The sequence below is a fragment of the Paenibacillus endophyticus genome, assembly GCF_014192395.1.
Classification (GTDB): Bacteria; Bacillota; Bacilli; order Paenibacillales; family Paenibacillaceae; genus Pristimantibacillus; species Pristimantibacillus endophyticus.
In genome coordinates, this window is the sequence record NZ_JACHXW010000001.1 from 131,578 (window position 1) to 148,503 (window position 16,926).

At 50.7% G+C, this 16,926-nt stretch carries 17 protein-coding genes; 7 read left to right on the top strand and 10 right to left on the bottom strand.

Annotation, left to right across the window (positions count from 1 at the left end; translation table 11 throughout):
• Positions 1 to 26 precede the first annotated feature (26 nt).
• A complete protein-coding gene (locus FHS16_RS00585; RefSeq protein WP_183557421.1) occupies positions 27 to 704 on the top strand; it encodes an HAD family hydrolase in 678 nt (225 codons plus the stop codon).
• A gap of 62 nt (positions 705 to 766) precedes the next feature.
• Positions 767 to 1,357: an MSMEG_1061 family FMN-dependent PPOX-type flavoprotein gene (locus tag FHS16_RS00590; protein WP_183557424.1), complete on the top strand. Its 591-nt coding sequence runs from the start codon at positions 767 to 769 to the stop codon at positions 1,355 to 1,357.
• A 141-nt stretch (positions 1,358 to 1,498) separates the two neighbouring features.
• Here FHS16_RS00590 and FHS16_RS00595 read toward each other — a convergent pair whose 3' ends face one another.
• From FHS16_RS00595 to FHS16_RS00620, 6 genes are read right to left on the bottom strand one after another with little or no spacing between them, the layout of a single operon-like run.
• Positions 1,499 to 2,671 (bottom strand): YheC/YheD family endospore coat-associated protein, encoded by a 1,173-nt coding sequence (locus FHS16_RS00595; protein WP_183557427.1) that lies wholly within the window; start codon positions 2,669 to 2,671, stop codon positions 1,499 to 1,501.
• A complete protein-coding gene (locus FHS16_RS00600) occupies positions 2,628 to 3,125 on the bottom strand; it encodes a GNAT family N-acetyltransferase (protein ID WP_183557431.1) in 498 nt (165 codons plus the stop codon). The genes FHS16_RS00595 and FHS16_RS00600 overlap by 44 nt, the downstream gene beginning before the upstream one ends.
• 1 nt (position 3,126) lies before the next feature.
• A complete protein-coding gene (locus FHS16_RS00605) occupies positions 3,127 to 4,281 on the bottom strand; it encodes a YheC/YheD family endospore coat-associated protein (protein ID WP_183557433.1) in 1,155 nt (384 codons plus the stop codon).
• The gene (locus FHS16_RS00610) at positions 4,281 to 5,660 is read right to left on the bottom strand and encodes a YheC/YheD family endospore coat-associated protein (protein WP_183557436.1); all 1,380 of its coding nucleotides are present in this window, start codon (positions 5,658 to 5,660) and stop codon (positions 4,281 to 4,283) included. The genes FHS16_RS00605 and FHS16_RS00610 overlap by 1 nt, the downstream gene beginning before the upstream one ends.
• A complete protein-coding gene (locus FHS16_RS00615; protein WP_183557439.1) occupies positions 5,657 to 6,871 on the bottom strand; it encodes a YheC/YheD family endospore coat-associated protein in 1,215 nt (404 codons plus the stop codon). The genes FHS16_RS00610 and FHS16_RS00615 overlap by 4 nt, the downstream gene beginning before the upstream one ends.
• Positions 6,872 to 6,882: 11 nt before the next feature.
• Entirely contained in the window at positions 6,883 to 8,253 is a 1,371-nt protein-coding gene (locus FHS16_RS00620) for a YheC/YheD family endospore coat-associated protein (RefSeq protein ID WP_183558456.1), read from the bottom strand.
• A 152-nt stretch (positions 8,254 to 8,405) separates the two neighbouring features.
• Here FHS16_RS00620 and FHS16_RS00625 point away from each other — a divergent pair, with 152 nt between their 5' ends.
• Both FHS16_RS00625 and FHS16_RS00630 read left to right on the top strand, forming a co-directional pair.
• Positions 8,406 to 8,741 (top strand): YlbF family regulator, encoded by a 336-nt coding sequence (locus tag FHS16_RS00625; RefSeq protein ID WP_183557443.1) that lies wholly within the window; start codon positions 8,406 to 8,408, stop codon positions 8,739 to 8,741.
• Positions 8,742 to 8,828: 87 nt separating this feature from the next.
• On the top strand, positions 8,829 to 9,113 hold the full coding sequence (locus tag FHS16_RS00630) for a hypothetical protein (protein WP_183557446.1): 285 nt from the start codon (positions 8,829 to 8,831) through the stop codon (positions 9,111 to 9,113).
• A gap of 165 nt (positions 9,114 to 9,278) precedes the next feature.
• Here FHS16_RS00630 and FHS16_RS00635 read toward each other — a convergent pair whose 3' ends face one another.
• On the bottom strand, positions 9,279 to 9,632 hold the full coding sequence (locus FHS16_RS00635; protein WP_183557449.1) for a helix-turn-helix domain-containing protein: 354 nt from the start codon (positions 9,630 to 9,632) through the stop codon (positions 9,279 to 9,281).
• Between the two features lie 229 nt (positions 9,633 to 9,861).
• Here FHS16_RS00635 and FHS16_RS00640 point away from each other — a divergent pair, with 229 nt between their 5' ends.
• A complete protein-coding gene (locus FHS16_RS00640) occupies positions 9,862 to 10,335 on the top strand; it encodes a hypothetical protein (protein ID WP_183557453.1) in 474 nt (157 codons plus the stop codon).
• 96 nt (positions 10,336 to 10,431) lie between these two features.
• The gene (locus FHS16_RS00645) at positions 10,432 to 11,784 is read left to right on the top strand and encodes a DRTGG domain-containing protein (RefSeq protein ID WP_312890760.1); all 1,353 of its coding nucleotides are present in this window, start codon (positions 10,432 to 10,434) and stop codon (positions 11,782 to 11,784) included.
• Between the two features lie 7 nt (positions 11,785 to 11,791).
• Here FHS16_RS00645 and FHS16_RS00650 read toward each other — a convergent pair whose 3' ends face one another.
• The 3 genes from FHS16_RS00650 to FHS16_RS00660 form a co-directional block, all read right to left on the bottom strand.
• On the bottom strand, positions 11,792 to 12,088 hold the full coding sequence (locus FHS16_RS00650) for a YtpI family protein (protein ID WP_183557456.1): 297 nt from the start codon (positions 12,086 to 12,088) through the stop codon (positions 11,792 to 11,794).
• 85 nt (positions 12,089 to 12,173) lie between these two features.
• Positions 12,174 to 12,689: a sporulation membrane protein YtrI gene (locus FHS16_RS00655; protein WP_183557459.1), complete on the bottom strand. Its 516-nt coding sequence runs from the start codon at positions 12,687 to 12,689 to the stop codon at positions 12,174 to 12,176.
• Position 12,690: 1 nt separating this feature from the next.
• Positions 12,691 to 13,017: a YtrH family sporulation protein gene (locus tag FHS16_RS00660; protein ID WP_183557462.1), complete on the bottom strand. Its 327-nt coding sequence runs from the start codon at positions 13,015 to 13,017 to the stop codon at positions 12,691 to 12,693.
• A gap of 139 nt (positions 13,018 to 13,156) precedes the next feature.
• Between FHS16_RS00660 and FHS16_RS00665 the strand changes: the two genes are divergently transcribed.
• Positions 13,157 to 16,813 carry a DNA polymerase III subunit alpha gene (locus FHS16_RS00665; protein ID WP_183557465.1) on the top strand — a complete coding sequence of 1,219 codons (3,657 nt, stop codon included), beginning with the start codon at positions 13,157 to 13,159 and terminating at the stop codon, positions 16,811 to 16,813.
• Positions 16,814 to 16,926: the final 113 nt, after the last annotated feature.

Here is a 16,926-nt window from a genome sequence, read left to right on the forward strand (position 1 = left end):
AGCAGACTTTGAAGGAGGATTGGGCCATGAGCGAGCGAAAGCTTCGATTGCCGGAAGCGTTAATATTTGATATGGACGGCACGCTGTTTGAGACGGATACGCTGCTTGTCCCCGTTCATCACCGCGTGTTCGAGACATTAAGAGAAGAGCGGCTCTACGAGCATGAAACGCCTCCGGTAGAACGGCTGTTAAGCTGTTTGGGCATGCTCCTCGAGGATATTTGGCGTCAGGTTATGCCAGATAGCACGGAAGCGGCAAGAAAGCGCGCGGACGTTTTGCTGCTGCAGTACGAACTCGAAGGCCTTGCATCCGGTGAAGGGGAGCTTTATCCCCATGTGGAGGCCACGCTGCGTGAGCTGAAGCAGCGCGGAATGAAGCTGTTTGTAGCCAGCAATGGGCTTGAGGATTACGTGAAGGGCGTTGCGCGCTATAAGGGCATAGCTGAGCTGTTCGACGGCTTGTACAGCGCGGGTGAATACGCGACCGCAAGCAAGGTTGATTTGGTTGCGCGTCTTCTGCAAGACCATGGCATCCAATCGGCGTGGATGGTCGGCGACCGATCCTCCGATGTGGAGGCAGGCAAAGGAAATGGCTTGGAGGCAATTGGGTGTGCCTATGCAACCTATGGCCGAGCTGCCGAGCTGGATGGGGCAGATGCGTTGATTGGCGATTTCCGCGAGCTGATAAAGCTGCTGGATACATAATGGATTAATCCCGGCTCTACCGGCAGCTGGCGGATGGAGTGCGAGGCTGAAGGAGCGTTAACATGGTTCAAGCAAGTAAAGAAACGGAACTTATTATGACTGCGGATCAATTGAAGGAAATTGTAGGCACGCCGCATGAAGCGGTTGTCCAAAAAAGCGTATCCCGAATGGAAGAACATATTCGACACTTCTTATCATTATCCCCTTTATTTTTCTTGTCATCGTCAGACGCTTCAGGCCGCTGCGATACGTCTCCGCGCGGCGACGAGGCTGGCTTTGTGAAGTCGCTCGACGATTATAGGCTCATCTATCCGGAGCGATCAGGCAACCGTAGAATCGACTCCTTGCTTAACATCATTCAAAATCCTCAGGTCGGCATGCTGTTTGTCATTCCTGGGATGCAGGAGGTGCTTCGCATCAATGGGCGCGCTTCGATTACGAAAGACGCAGAGCTGATTGAAAGCATGGGCTGGACCGGGAAAGCACCTGAGCTGGCCGTTATGGTAGAGGTGCAGGAGTGCTTTATCCATTGTCCGCGTGCGCTCAAGCACTCAGGCATCTGGTCTGCGGACTCCTGGCCAGTTGCCGAGGACATGCCATCGACCAAAGAAATGTTCAAGGCGCATTTGCTAATGAATGGCTATGAGCTATAGCAGGGAATGGGAGACCAAGCCTGATGGGGGACGGTCGTGCATCACGTCGAAACACCTGCCGGGTATGCTGCGTTTTCGCGCTGCTTACCGGCAGGTGTTTTTTGGGTGGATATTATAAAAGAAGATAATGGCTTCAGGCGTCTAGTCTGAATTCCAATCGTAATCATATTCCGACCTGACATCCGAAACAGCCGCTGACTTATCTTTGCTTTTCTTTCGCTTCTTCTGATTGTGCAGCCAGAGCGCATATTCGAGAGGGCGAATAATCGCTTTGCGGTAGACTTCCTTTTCCCCGGCTTGGGAGAATACTTCTCTTGCGGGCTTCGGATTGACCTCCAGCAGCCAGATACCGCCTTTGCGATCGATAGCTAAATCAAGCGCCAGCTCGCACAGCCTTCCGTAGTTATTCTCCAAATAGGAGGCTACGGCAACTCCGAACTTCTCCGCTTCTTCTTTGACCTGCGATACTCGCGCTTCATCGCGAAGCCATTCTTTCAGCAAGGCGGTCATCGTCGCGGCATGCCCGCCGCCATGGAGATTGGACGTGATGCTGCCAGCGGCGCCGATCCTGCCTGCGCAGCCAGTCACTTCCCAATGTCCCTCGCCGTTTTTCTGAACAAGCATCCGATAATCATGCACACGTCCGCTCTCAAGCTTTATTTGAATACCCTGCTGGGCTATATATCGGTTGCTCTTGAGCTGCCACGGAACCAAATAATCGTTTAGTCCGGCAGCCGAAATTTGCTGCGGCTTGATAATACGCCTTTCATGGTCGCGACCTTGGATATGCAGCTGTCCGTCTTTGCGCCTTTCAATCCGAAGGATGCCTCTGCCGCCAGTACCGTTAATCGGCTTCAGGTAAACAAGCGAATACTTTCGAACCATGTCGGACACGTCGCTGATGTCGTCAATATATTTGGTAGCAGGGAGATAGCCGCGAAATCGCGAGTCCTTTGACAATACGCGATGAATGGTCCATTTGTTGCGAAGCGGACGGTTCAAAAACGTTAAGTGGCCATATTTGCTGCGGAATTTAAGGAGCTGCTCGAACCGATAGGTTCGTTGAATTCGGCAGCGATCATAGATCATATTCGGGAAAGCGGTCCATTTGCGTGACCAAGATTTCGTCTCTACATTATAGAAGTGAGCATGGATCTTGTTTTGTGTATAGTTGACATCCTTGGGCGTAAATACGAAGATGCTAAGGCCCAGCTTATGCCCAGCGGCGGTCATTTTTTGATAAATGGATCGTTCCTCCAGATACCCTGCTTCATTGAGGTATAAAGTCAGGATGCCTAGGACGGGTTGAGTCATGGGCGGTTCCCCTTTCGAAACGAAGCGTCGGTTTGCCTGTCGGACCTCTGTGCATGGATACGGCAGTCATGCCAAGCCGAAAGCATAGCGCCATGCTGGCGGTATTGTCCACCGCAACATTGCAGCTTAGCTTGCCTAGGCGCTTGATCATGGCCTGAACGAGGGAACTGCCGATTCCGAGGCTTCTCGCTTCTGGATGAACGACGACCATGCAGGCTGCCTCGCCACCTGCTTCTGCAAAACCAAAACCGACGATGCGGCTGCCATGTTTAGCAATGATAGCCGCCGCCCCGCATTGTCCGTTCAAATCAGGCTGAAGCAAGGAGGGGTCTAGCTTGCGAAGCGCATGGATGGTCGAAACCGCAAGCCGCTTATCTCCGAACCGAATGGAAAAGCCGATTAGTCTTTTTTGTTCCGCCAGCCATGTTTCAGGTGTAAGCAGCTCTAGATCCATGTTACGCGCCTCCTGCTTTCTCTGTTTTCAATCTTGCTAAATAAGCCCCGTAATGAAAAATGCGTTCCAGTGATTTTTGGCGGATATGCGGCTCGTCGAACTTCATTGGCTTGGAGTTCGCCTCGAAAAACCACATATTTCCCGCGCTGTCCACCCCAATATCCATCGACATTTCGCCTAGCAGCTGTCCGGAAGCGCGCTCGATCTGTTTGGCAATCAATACGGCGGTGTTTTTCGCTTTTATTAGCAGTTTACGCGCCTGTTCCTCATTAAATGAATTAACGAGCAGCTTCTCCGGGTCCTCGATCATCCCGCCGCGAGGAACATGTGTCGTAATGCTGGAAACACCGGCAATTCTCGCACCTATTCCGGTAATGTCCCATTGGCCCCGCTGGTTTTTTTGAACAAGCGCCCTAAGATCGAACCTTCTCTCATTGAAAGAGGCGAGCTTGATGCCTTGCTGTGCAATGTAAGCCTCTCCGCCGCTCTGCTTCTGAATCCGGCTCCAGAGCTTATAGATCGTCGCGCAGTTATAGGTGGCGCTCTTTTTGTTCTCTTGAATTTTCAAGCGATAAGGAAGCTGCTTCTCGGCATGAACCTTAATGGTCATGATGCCCTTGCCTGCTTTCCCGCTTTCCGGCTTCAGATAGAGGTAAGGATGCCTCTGCATCATCCGGCCAAGGCCAGAAACAGAGATCAGCTTGCGCGTGGTAGGAATATAGGGTTTAGTCGATTTGGAAAGACGGAGCCATTCGAACAAATCCCATTTATTAAAAAAAGCAGGATTAAACAAAGTAACGCGCGGATGTTTTTTGCAGGCATTAATCTTCATTCTGACCGAAGGCTGGATTTCATCCTCGCGCAAAGGAATGCGGTTATAAATGATATCCGGGAAAGGCAGCAAACGCAGCTGCCAAATATCCTCGGATTCATTGTAAACGTAGCCCTTCAAGCTGCGTCTCGTGAGCAGAAGGTTTTTCACGGTCAGCACATAGACGATGAAGCCCATCGACTGGCCGGTCCGAATTAAATCAATGAAGTTGCTGCGGTTGCCGCGAAAAAGCTGGGCGTCATCCTCGATTGTAAGAATCGCGAGAACGTTTCGTCCTGCACGAAGCTCTCTGTAGTCGGCGTCATCTGGAAGTATGCTGTCCATCAGCCATTACCTCCCTGACCTTGGAAGCGGCTAAGATATAAGCAATGTTCAAGAATATAGGATAGCGATGCACGCCCCTCGGAGCGCAGTGCCGGATGCTTGAAGATCGAGCGTCCCGGCTTCGCGTTGGCTTCAAACATCCATACTTCTCCGTCTTTATCTATGCCGAGATCAAGCCCCAGCTCGCCTAGGCGATGGGGGTAATTGCGTTCGATTGCCTCCGAGAGCTTGATGGATGCAAGCTTTGCCTTCTCAAGCACGGCATCTGCTTCGGAGCCGAATGTTTTGCTAAGCGCCTGCTCAGGTGTCATGAGCGAGCCGCCGTTTTTGACATGGGTCGTGACGCTGCCGCGTCCAGCCTTCTTTGCGCCAATACCGGCAGGTATCCATTCGTTATTGCCGTTTTTATGCATATGAAAGCGGAAGTCGAGCGGGCAGCTGTCAATTTCAACGAGGCGTATGCCTTGCTGCACGACGTAATGGTTCAAGCTGCTTCCGTGCTTTGCCTGCAGCATGCGCATGAGGCTGCTGAAGGTGTTAAAGCGCAGCAGCACGTTTTGGCTGCCTTTGCGGTAGCGGGCGAAATAGCCGCGTTTCGGATGATAGGTTAGGCGGTAAATGCCCATACCCAGACTGCCGGCAGTAGGCTTGAAATAAAGAAACTGATGCTTCTCAAGCATTTCCTTCATTTTCTCAGCTGACGGACCGGACACGGATTCAGGTAGATGGTTCAGCGCTTCCGGGTCGTTGTCTAGAAGCTTATAGACGTCAGCTTTGTTGAAGAAGCTCCAATTGAAGAACGGAATTTTACGGCGTACGAAACGTTCGCGAAGCGCGTTGATGGAAGCAGAGGTTTCTGCTTTTCGACTTGGCAATCGGTTGTACACAACATCCGGAAGCGGTACGATTTTACGATACCAGCCGCCTTGAGGATTGAGGAAATAACCGTTAATCGTCTCCTGCTGCCAGTTGATGTCGCTTGGCGTGAAGCCGAATAGGTAGGCTTTATGCTCACCAGTCCGAATGACCTGCTTAATAAAGCCGGTTCTTGGACCGAAAGGATTGCTCTCGGATCGGATCGGGTTGTCGCTTAGTATCCCGACCAAAGGTCCGAGCTGAAGTTCGTTTTCTCCGGAATTGAGCACATACACGTTGCCGGACTTGGGAACCTTGATGGATTGGCGGACGCCTGCGGATAAATACAGATGATTGCCCGGCCGCTTGAGCTGCTTGATTTCCGCTACGATTACCTCATTGCCCAGCTTGAGATGAATCGATTTTTTGCCGGAGAGCTTCAGCTGCTTGAGGAGCGGACTGGATAGATAAACGATTTTATTCGTTTGCTGCGAGAAATGTACGTTACAAGTTGTCAAACTCATCGATGAACCTCCTGAACGTTGAAAGGCCGTAATAGGTTGTTGGGGCTTGCGTGAAGAAGACGGCCGTTTGCGGTTTCATTGGCTACAAAGGACGGTGATAAGCGCCTAGTCAGTGTGCGTGCGTATAGAAGCGGTCTCTCGATTGAAAGCCGCTCGGCCTCTTGGTCGCCATTGCGTTGAAAGGAAGAGCGACCGGGCTTGGCGTTCGCTTCAAGCAGCCAAATATGGCCGCTTCGGTCAATGCCATAATCTAATCCGAGCTCGGCAAGTCTGCCGAATTTACTTTCCAGCTGTTCGGCGGTTTGCTTGCTTATTGTATGGATTTGTTCTAGCAAACGTTCGGATTCAGCCTTTCCAAATTTGGCAGAAAGCAGCTGTGCGGCTGGATGAGCCACACCACCTCCATGCAGATTGGAGGTGAGCGAGCCGGCTATGCCTGAGCGGACCGCAACGCCAGAGACCAGCCAATCGCTTTTCTGGCCTTTTTGGATAAGCGCTCTTACATCGAAGGGCTTCCTGTCTTCGCCGCTCAGCTCCAAATAAGGCTGAATCAGATACGGGGCGTGATGAACGAAGCGGGATAACCAATGCTTGAACGCATCATCGCTGGAAAAAGCCAAGGTGAAGGAACGATTTTGACGGCTGCGTCCCTTTACGTGCAAGGTCCCCTCAAGCGGATTTCGCGTGACATGGAGGATCCCTCGGCCCTGCATGCCGGACGAGGGCTTGAGGATAATGCCTAGAGCCTGGCGCTTAGCGAGGGCCAGAAGCTGTTCAGCCGTTTGGAAGGAATGGGTATGAGGCAGATGCCGCGCAAGAGCCCCGTCCTCCTTCAATGATTCATAAACGTCGAGCTTTGACGGCAGCCTTCCGTTAAGCTGCTGGTAAGGCTTGATAGCTGCCAGCCTGCCCAGCATGATCCGGCAAGCAAGCTGCTGTGCTGCATCGATGAAAAAGCAGCGGTCATAAACAATATCAGGCAGCGGAACCGGCTGCCGAATAAAGCGATCATCCTCCCAGCGGCAGCCGTGCAGCTCGTTCGTATGCGGAGGGAGTCCCGCTGCGTCAAATACGTACACATCGATACCGTGCTTCTTGCCTGTCAGGCAAAGCGCCTTGTAGAACGAAGGCTCCGGCATGATTGGCTGTTCTGCTTGGTCAATGGCAATGGATGCGACGATGATGCCGAAACTGATTTGTTGTGTACGCATAGGCACCTCCGTTAAAAGCCTGATAAAAATCTGGAGTATTGGATCATCATGCGGACAGACGGACGGATTTTGTTGTCATTCAGCGGCGTATTATCATTTTTGGACGGTTTGGAGTTGACTTCCAGCAGCCACACACGTCCGCTTGTATCCATGGCAAGATCGATGCCAAGTTCCCCGAAATGAGCCGGAATTTGCGTATCGACGCCGCGTGCGATATTCAGCGCAGCTTGCTGGAGTCGGTGTGCAGCATCCTGTCTGCTGACCCCGGCCTGCAGGTTGGACTTCGCTACAGCTTCGCCTACCGTGCTGAGCGTCCCGCCGCGCGCCAAATTGGAGACGAAATGGTGGTTTCCTGCTGTTCGTGCAACGATGGATGTGATCGTCCATTTCCCTGCTGCATTTTTTTGGACGAGAGCACGGAAATCAACCGGCCGCTTCTGGATTTCAATCAATTGCAGCCCCTGCTGAATCTGATACCGTACGGTTTTCATTTTGACCGAGATGGTAGAGAACAGCTTTACAAGGCTGGTGTAGGGCTGCTTCCGAGTGCCGGCTGCGGTTGCATACATCGCTTGGTAGCCGCCGGTTTCGAGCCGCGTTATCCGTATGATCCCTTTCCCCAAGCTGCCGCGAACGGGTTTGAGGAACACGTTGCTGTACCTCGAGCACATCGATTTCAGCATCGTGAAGTTGCGAAGCAAATGGGATTCCGGCAAATACCGAACCAATGTCTCATCCTTTTTGAGCGCGTCGAAAACCTCGGTCTTATCCAAAAACTTTTCGTTGAAAACGGTCGTCTGATGCTTCAGTTTTACTTCCTTCATGAAATGTTGTACGCTGGGTCTATTCTCCAGTTTCCGAGTGGTTAGACGGTTATTGACGACGTCGGGGACCGGCATCGTGACCTTGCGCCAACCGTCTGAATAAATCCAGCCGTCGATATTATCGAGACTGGGGCCGATCTGGTTTGGCGTGAAAAAATAAACGTATGCGCCTTGCGCCGTACAGGCTTCAACAAGCTCCCTGCAGAACATCGTAATGGAACCAAAGGGTTTATCCGGCAAGTGCGGGTAATCACGGCTGACTAGCACGCCGATCAAAGGTCCCAGAACAAGCGTCGCTGTACTGGCTTTGTATTGCAGCCGTACAGCGGTGCCGCTTGTTATTCCCATTAGTCTGGCTAAGCTTTGGCTCATTCTCATTCCGTCATACTTTGCGACGGGGATGATCTTCACATGCTGCCGAAACGCGCCGAACTTCAAGATGATATGTTGGCCTTGAGGGATTTTCCACTGCTTCACTTGAGCTTCGCCAAGCATGAGCGTATCTTCCGGAAGCATGCCGGAGCTGATCACCTGTACGGCTACTTTCGATTTGAGCATCATAAATCTCCTTCCAAGCAGGAGGTGACGATAAGTGGACAGCGGTCTATGGGTGTTTTACACGAATTACTTCATCATATGAGGACATCTATCCCTTTGTGAATCGAAAAAGAGTCTAGATTATTAGGGAACAAGGAATGGGAGTGATACGAATGAATGTTTATGACAAAGCTTATGAATTAGCGAAGGTGCTCAAGGAGTGCGAGGAGGCCAAGCTGCTGAAGCTAGCTAAGGATGAAGCAGAAGCGGATCCCGAAGCAAAGGGGATGCTGGACGATTTTCGTGAACGCCAAACGTTCCTGCAGCAGAAAATGATGGCTGGAGAAGAGCCTTCAGCAGCGGATATGGAGAAGATGAACGCCCTTTACGAGGTGATTGCGCTTAATCCGCTGATCGCTAAGCTGCTGGATGCCGAACGCCGTTTTGCAGTGGTTTTCGAGGATGTGAATCGGATCATGTCTGACGTGCTGAAATCAATCGTGGACTAACGGCAGTCATATAACCTGTCCTTCCTTCATAGAATGGTTATGCGGACAAGTAGACTTGGACGTATACAACCCGATGGAGGTGCTTAAATGTTTTCAGGAAAAGGACGTCACGTATTGTATTTGCTTATTGCGCTTGCGATGCTCGTATATGCATTTCCGCGTTTGGAGCTGAGCGCGCCATGGAGCTTGTTGAGCGTATTTGGGCTGGTATGGCTCGTGTTCGCATCATTAATTATCATTGCCAATATCAATGCGCTACTAATGGGCGAAGAGAAGCGGAAAGAGCTGGCTCGCATAAAGAAGGCGAAGGCATTGCTATGGGAACAAAAGCTCATTCAGAAAGCTTCTGCTTCGAGAAGAGCGCGGGGTTAGGCTGATTGCAGCTTGAACTGGTCGAATAAGGCTGGAAATAAGCGCGGGTGACGAATCTTTCAATGCATGCAATAGCAGGGGCTGTCCAATCGACATCAATGATGACGATTGGACAGCCCCTGTTTCTGTATATGCGTATTCCTATTATTCTCGTTTATTGAATCTTTATTGAATCTCTTTAAATTGCACGAGCTGCTTAACGAAACGGTAGATGGCTTCCTGTTCCTTTAAGCTGAGACCGTTCATTTGATGAACTACTTTTGTCGCATATTCATCCTCCAGAGGTTCTTGGGAAGGGTCAGATAAGGAAACGACGTCAACGAGCTTTTCCAACGGCGTTTGAAGCGCGAATGCAATTTTGCCGAGCACATCAATGGTTGGATTTTTCTCGCCGCGCTCAACCTGACCCATATAGGATGCGTTTATGTCAGCACGCAAAGCGAGCTGCTCCTGACTGAAGCCTCTTTTTTTGCGCAATTGACGAATGTTTTCTCCAACAAGCCCCGCGATTTCACTCATGATTTCACCTCAGCCTAACGATAAAACTTTAGTACTCTATCAACAACGTTCTATAGAGCATAATAATAAAAGTTACTATAGTCATTGACTAAAAGGTGGGCTCTTTACTATAATTGTGTAAAAAAGTATCATTCTATTATTATGATTACCTGTTAAGGATCAATTTACCAATTCGGATATTGATGATAGGATAACATAGGGCAAATGGTTGATGCGAGGAGGTTGCACCATGGTTGATGAATTCGAGTTTTTCAGAAAAGTTCGCGCGTATTACAATAATGTCCCCTTCCTGGTTCAGTTTACCTATCGCTTGTCTCATCGCGTGGATAAAGCAGTAACAGCCCGCGGTTCCTTCAGCTGTCGCGTGAATCCCCATACCCAAATCGTAGAATATGTGCTTGATCTGAAATCGGACCCAATCTCTAGGCCATATAGCGAGCATAGCTCATTCTTATTCTCTAATATTTATGAAGAGATTCCGGTGCAAGTGATTGAATATGATCAACATCCGATTCAATCCTTGCGTTATCCGCTTCCGATCGAATACGACTGGCAGGCATTTATTATGTCGGGCGCAGAGGATTCGATCAATGCACAAACGATCCAACAGCTGTTTCGCAAATGGAGGTTCGAGCGCTCCGGCGAACAGTTTGTTGACGGGAAGTTGAAGGTGGAGCGGGTTCTGCTTCAATGGCAGCTTTAACTCCGTACAGAAGGCGCAGACATGACTTGTTCCGTTCTTTCACTTATAATAGGAGCTTAAGATGGCAAGTTGGACGGAGGATACAAATTGGCTCCAATCATACCGGGAAATGAGACTAGCACGAAGCATGAGCAGATTCTAAATTATATTCAAGGGCTAAAGATTGGGACGAAAATATCAGTTAGAGCCATCGCTAAGGTGCTCGGCGTAAGCGAGGGGACAGCATACAAGGCGTTCAAGGAAGCGGAGAGCTCGGGGCTCGTCAGTACGAAAGAGCGGATCGGAACGGTTCGAATCGACCGTAAGCGCAGAGAGGCGTTAGACCAGCTGACGTTCGGGGAAGTAGCCGAGATCGTTGAGGGCAGATTGTTTGGCGGAGCAGCAGGGCTTGATAAGTCGCTGCACAAATTCGTCATAGGAGCGATGGAGCTTGACGCCATGCTGCGCTACATTGACGAGGGGAGCCTGCTTATCGTAGGGAACCGAATCGGAGCCCACCGCTGCGCGCTTGAAGAGGGAGCAGGAGTTCTCATCACCGGCGGCTTTGAGCCAAGCGCGGAAATTATCAAGCTGGCAGATGACCGCGTGCTTCCGATTATTTCTTCAAGGCATGACACGTTCACCGTAGCATCGATGATTAATAGAGCGATGTATGACCGCCTTATCAAACGCAAGATTATGCTGATAGAAGATATTGTAACATTCAGCAAGCCGGCTGACGTGCTTCGAATGGGACAATCCATTATAGAGTTCCACAGACTGTCGCGCGATACGGGCTACTCTCGGTTCCCGGTTGTAGATGATCGCAGCAAGGTCGTAGGCATGATGACAGCTAAGGATGCAGTTGGCTCGCCCGAGGATGGTACAATCGATAAAGTGATGACGAAACATCCGATAACGGCAGCTCCCAATATAACTGTCACCTCTGCTGCCCATACGATGGCGGCTGAGGGCATAGATTTACTGCCCATCGTGGATCGGCACCGCAAGCTTCTCGGTGTTGTTACGAGGCAGGAGGTGCTGGATGCGATGCGATTTGCAGGAAAACAGCCCGAGTCAGGTGAAACCTTCGAGGATTTGATGTGGACTGGATTTATGGCAACGGCAAACGTGAGCGCAGCAGGGCAAGACGAGCTGGGCTTAGCCTACAAGGGTACGATTACCCCTCAAATGTCAGGAGCGTTAGGCATGGTGTCGGAAGGTCTCCTCGCAACGCTTATGACACAAGCGGCTCGCAGAATGATTAGAGAGACAGCCAAGCGGGATTATTTGCTGGAGAGCATGACGACGTATTTCGTGAGACCGGTGCAGATCGATAGCGAAGTGACGATTATACCGAGGGCGCTTGAGATGAGCCGGAAGTTTACGAAGCTTGAGATTGAGGTTAAGGATGCCAAGGGGTTGGCCGCCAAAGCGATGATGACGGCCCAAATGATTGATCCCTATTGATTAGCGGTTATTGCCTGGAGGCACTATACGCGCCAAGGTTGCGGAGCCCGGCGAATAGATTGAAGACGCCGATGACCAAGAAGATTGCGCCAATAACGATGCGGAGCGTAGACTCTCCAGACAGGAACAGCTGTACCAGTGCGATAAACATAAGCATGATGCCCATGCTTATATTCATTCGCGCAGAGAACAGGCCTCTCGTTCTCGCATCTGAGGCACGACGGGATTTGAAGCTGAATATTGCTGAAAGCACAAGCGTAATAAGAATGCCCGGAACGAGCACCCATTGCAGAAGTTGATCCAAGCCATGCAGCTCCTTTAATTGATGTTCTAACAGCCATTTTTCGCGAATAGTCAGCACTATTGTATCACGAATGAAGGACGTTTGCTTATGCAGGCGGCTTTGTATAGCCCCGAACCTCAACCCATAGCTGTAGAACATTGTCTACGACAAGAACCGTTTTCATTTCGATCGTGTAATCTTTATTGTATACATCCAAATATACTTTTTGCTCTAGCAGGCTGCGCGCCAAGCTTGCGTCAGAATCGATCTCATAAATGCTTCTGCCTATGAAAATCTTGAGATCCGCTTTAATTCGCTTAATAAGCTCCGCTTCCGTAACCTTGTCAAGCCGTGGCCGCTTAGAGTCCTGTCCTGCTTCCTTCTCGATGCGCGGCAGAAGGCTCTTAATAACCGTATGCTGATTCTTAAATTCATTTAAATTTTTCATATCCTGCTCATATTGCTCCAGCTTTACCTCAAGCTCACTCTTCAAGCTGATTAATGCCTCGAAACGCGCAATAAAGATAGAATTGTATATAATGGCGCCAATGATCATGCCTAATATCAGAACGCCAGCCATCTGCAATCCTCTAACAAACCTTTCAAACGGCGGCAAGCGCATCTTACGCGGCTCCTTTGCATATTAAACGAACGAGCTCCGTTGCTAAATGCGCCCCAAGAAATGCGATGATGATAAAACAAATCTGCTGCGCCGCAGGAGACAAATGCCCCTCCATAATATTGCTTTCGATGACGCGGACAGGATCGATCGAGCCGCCAATGGCGGCAACGATCGCCCATATCTTCAGTCTTGCAGCCGTGTCGAGCATGGTTGTCGCCGGAGGAAGAAGCATGAAGACGGAACCGATCGCCGCAAGCGTAGCCCCCCCAATGACAACGCCAAATGCAATAAAGAAATCAAGCCCTGCTTTGGACAAGAAGTAGCTCATCTATATCCCTCCATGATTATGAATGTTGGATCACGACAGTCTGCGCCGTACGCCCTGCTACCATTCTATGGGCGTGTCCACTGTGATTATGATAAAATAGAGTTAACTTATTTGGACGAAGCGGAAAGGATCGGATGCGATGAGCAGTCAGAACGAACAATCTTTCGTACATTTGCATGTTCATAGCGAATATAGCCTGCTTGACGGCGCAGCTAGAATCCGTGACCTTACAGCAAGAGCAGCGGAGCTTGGCATGAAGGCGCTGGCATTGACTGACCACGGCGTAATGTATGGAGCCATTCCTTTTTATAAAGCGTGTCGGGCGAATGGCATTAAACCGATCATTGGCTGCGAGCTTTATATGACGACAGGCTCACGGTTTGAGAAGGGAGCGCGGAAGGACAATCCTACTTATCATTTGATCGTGCTTGCCAAAAACGAAACCGGTTACCGGAATTTGATGAAGCTGTGCTCGATCGGTCATTTGGAAGGTTTTCACTATAAGCCCCGCGTAGACTTTGAGGTATTGCGAAGCCATTCTAAAGGTTTGATTTGCCTTAGTTCATGTCTTGGAAGCGAAATTTCGCAGCATTTGCTGCATGATCGAATAGAGGAAGCGCAAACAAGCGCACTCCGTTATAAAGAGATTTTCGGCGATGATTTCTATTTGGAGCTGCAAGATCACGGCTTGTTGGATCAGAAGAAGGTCAATGCGGATATGATTAAGCTGGCAGGCGCCACGGGAATTAAATTAGCAGCAACGAATGACGTTCACTACTTGCAGGCAGAGGACGCTGAGATGCAGGATGTGCTTATTTGTATCGGTACAGGCAAAACGACGGAGGATGAAGGTCGTCTGCGCATGCTTTCAGACCAGATGTACTTGAAGAGCACGGAAGAGATGGCGCTCCTGTACAGGCATGTGCCGCAAGCCATTGCGAATACAGTCGAGATCGCGGATAAATGCGAGTTGGAGCTGACGCTTGGGCGTGCTGCGCTTCCGGTATTTCGGCCGGTGCCGGCAGGGATGAGCTCCTCGGACTATTTGATCGCGTTATGCCAAGACGGCTTGGCGGCAAGATATGCGGGCTTGCCGGAATGGGCAGATGAGGCCGGATTCAGAGAAAAAGCGGAACAGCGCCTTGAATATGAGCTGTCCGTCATCGACAAGATGGGATTCAGCGATTATTTCTTGATCGTTTGGGATTTTATTCGCTTCGCTCACGAAAGAGGGATTCGAACAGGCCCCGGACGCGGCTCCTCTGCGGGCAGCCTAGTTGCCTACACGCTGCGCATCACGGATGTCGATCCGCTGAAATACAAGCTGTTGTTCGAGCGTTTCTTAAATCCTGAACGGATTTCGATGCCTGATATCGATATCGATTTCAACGATGAGCGCCGCGATGAGGTTATCGCATATGTGGCAGCCAAATATGGAGATGAGCATGTCGCCCAAATCATTACCTTCGGAACGATGGCGGCAAAGGCTGCCGTTCGGGATGTAGGGCGAGCGATGAACGTCCCATTCCAAGAGGTGGACCGGGCAGCTAAGCTTATCCCTAACCAATTGGGGATTACGCTGGATGAAGCGCTGCGTTTGAGCAGCGAGCTTCGTGAGGCAAGCGAGCGGCAGCCCCGAACAGCGAGCATGTTGAAAATGGCCGTTAAGGTTGAAGGCATGCCTCGGCATGCCTCTACGCATGCTGCGGGCGTTGTCATCTCCCAAGAGCCGCTTACGAACTATACGCCTATACAAGCAGGTAGCGAGCAAATACCGCTTACGCAATATTCGATGGAGAATTTAGAAGCTATTGGGCTTCTCAAAATGGATTTTCTCGGCCTGCGCACCCTCTCTATTCTAGAGCGCGCGCTAAAGGCGGTGAAGGAGCAGCACGGCAAGGTTATCGATTTTCATACAATTAGCGATAATGATCCCGCGACGTATGCGATGCTCAGCCGCGGGGATACGACTGGCATCTTCCAGCTAGAGTCAGCTGGCGTAAGGCGAGTGCTCAAAGAAATGAAACCAACGGATTTCGAGGATATTGTCTCGGTGCTTGCACTATACCGTCCAGGACCTATGGAATTTATTCCGAAATACATTCAAGGCAAGCACGGCCTGGTTACGGTGGAGTATCCGCATCCCTCGCTCGAGCCGATTCTATCGGATACGTACGGAATCATTGTGTATCAGGAGCAGATTATGCAGATCGCATCCCTGATGGCGGGATTCTCTTTGGGCGAAGCCGATCTTCTGCGCCGCGCCGTTTCTAAGAAAAAGCGGGAGGTGCTGGATGAGGAGCGTGCTCACTTCGTGAAAGGGAGCATAGCCCAAGGGTATTCGGCAGCTGAGGCGAATCTGGTCTACGATATGATCGTTCGTTTCGCCGATTATGGCTTTCCGCGCGCACATGCCGCGGCCTATGGCGTGCTTGCTTTCCAGACGGCGTGGCTCAAAGCGAACTATCCGATCCCTTTCATGGCTTCCATGCTGGCTTCGGTTACCGGGAATCAGCGCAAGACGGCCGAATACGTGGACGAATGCCGCCGTATGGGCATTGAAGTGCTGCCCCCTGACGTCAATGAAAGCAGCGTTTCCTTTGCACCAACGGATAAGGCTGTTCGATTCGGCCTTGCAGCAATCAAAAACGTTGGAACGCAGGCGATTGAAGCGCTTTTGAAGGAGCGCGGCGAGCGGCCTTTTGAGAGCTTGCTTGATCTATGCCAAAGGGTGGATTTGCGAGTCGTGAACAAACGGGTTCTGGAATCACTCATTCAAGCAGGAGCTTTCGATACACTGCCGGGACACCGCGCCCAGCTGCTTGCAGCGCTTGAGGAAACGGTGGAAACGGCAGTCAAATGGCGCAAGGAACGCGAAGAGCTGCAGATCGAAATGTTCGGATTGGATGAAATCCAGAACTGGGATGTCGAGCTTCCGGATATCCGGCCGTATACGACGGGACAGAAATTGGATTTCGAACGCGATCTGCTTGGCTTGTATTTATCTGGACATCCGCTTGATGCGGCGGAGCAGCAGCTCTCGTCACTCGGCCTTGACCGGCTGCTTGAGCTTAGCGATGTAAAGGATGGAACAATTGCCATTGTCGGCGTTATGGTTGTGTCTATCAAGCCATTCACGAATAAGAAAGGCCTTTCGATGGGCTTCATCGAGCTGGAGGATCGGATTATGCGGGTTGAAGCTGTCGTTTTTCCTACGATATGGAAGCGGATCGGCAGCAAGCTTACGAAGGGCGGGCTGGCTATTGTACAAGCTACCGTTCAACAGCAGGATGACGATTATAAGCTGCTCGTGGAGGATTGCGTGCCGATTGAGCCTGGGGGAATGGATCTTGCAGAGCAAGTAGCCAGATTGCAGAAGCAGGCGAAGGCGCGGGCATCACGTGCGAGTGGGAGCGCTGCTTCTTCAGGGAGAACCGTACAGAGCACAGCTTATTCAAACCGGAATCAACAACCCTCAGGCAGCAATCCGGGTTCAAAAGCTGAACACGGAGATGCAGGAGCTAATAATGGCGGGAAGATAGGCGTGGTTCCACCTGCAGATCGAAAGCCGCAGCGCATATATATTAAAATCGTATCTGAAAAGGAGCAGCCGGCAATATTAGATCAGCTCAAAGCGCTGCTCGCAAGCTACTCCGGCCAGCTCGCTACCGTATTATTCTATGAAAAAGGTCAGAAATCGATTGCGCTTAGCGACAGCTACCGCGTTAAACCGTCCACGCAGCTAATTGCTGCAGTTGAGAGTCTGCTAGGACAAGGGACTATCGTTGTGAAATAAGCTCCCTCCCGATCTTGCAAACAAAAGTATTTCTTATGCACGTCAGGGCTCGTATGTGCATATGTTTAGAGATACATGTGACGATGGCAATGGAGCTTTTCCTAGAGGAGCTC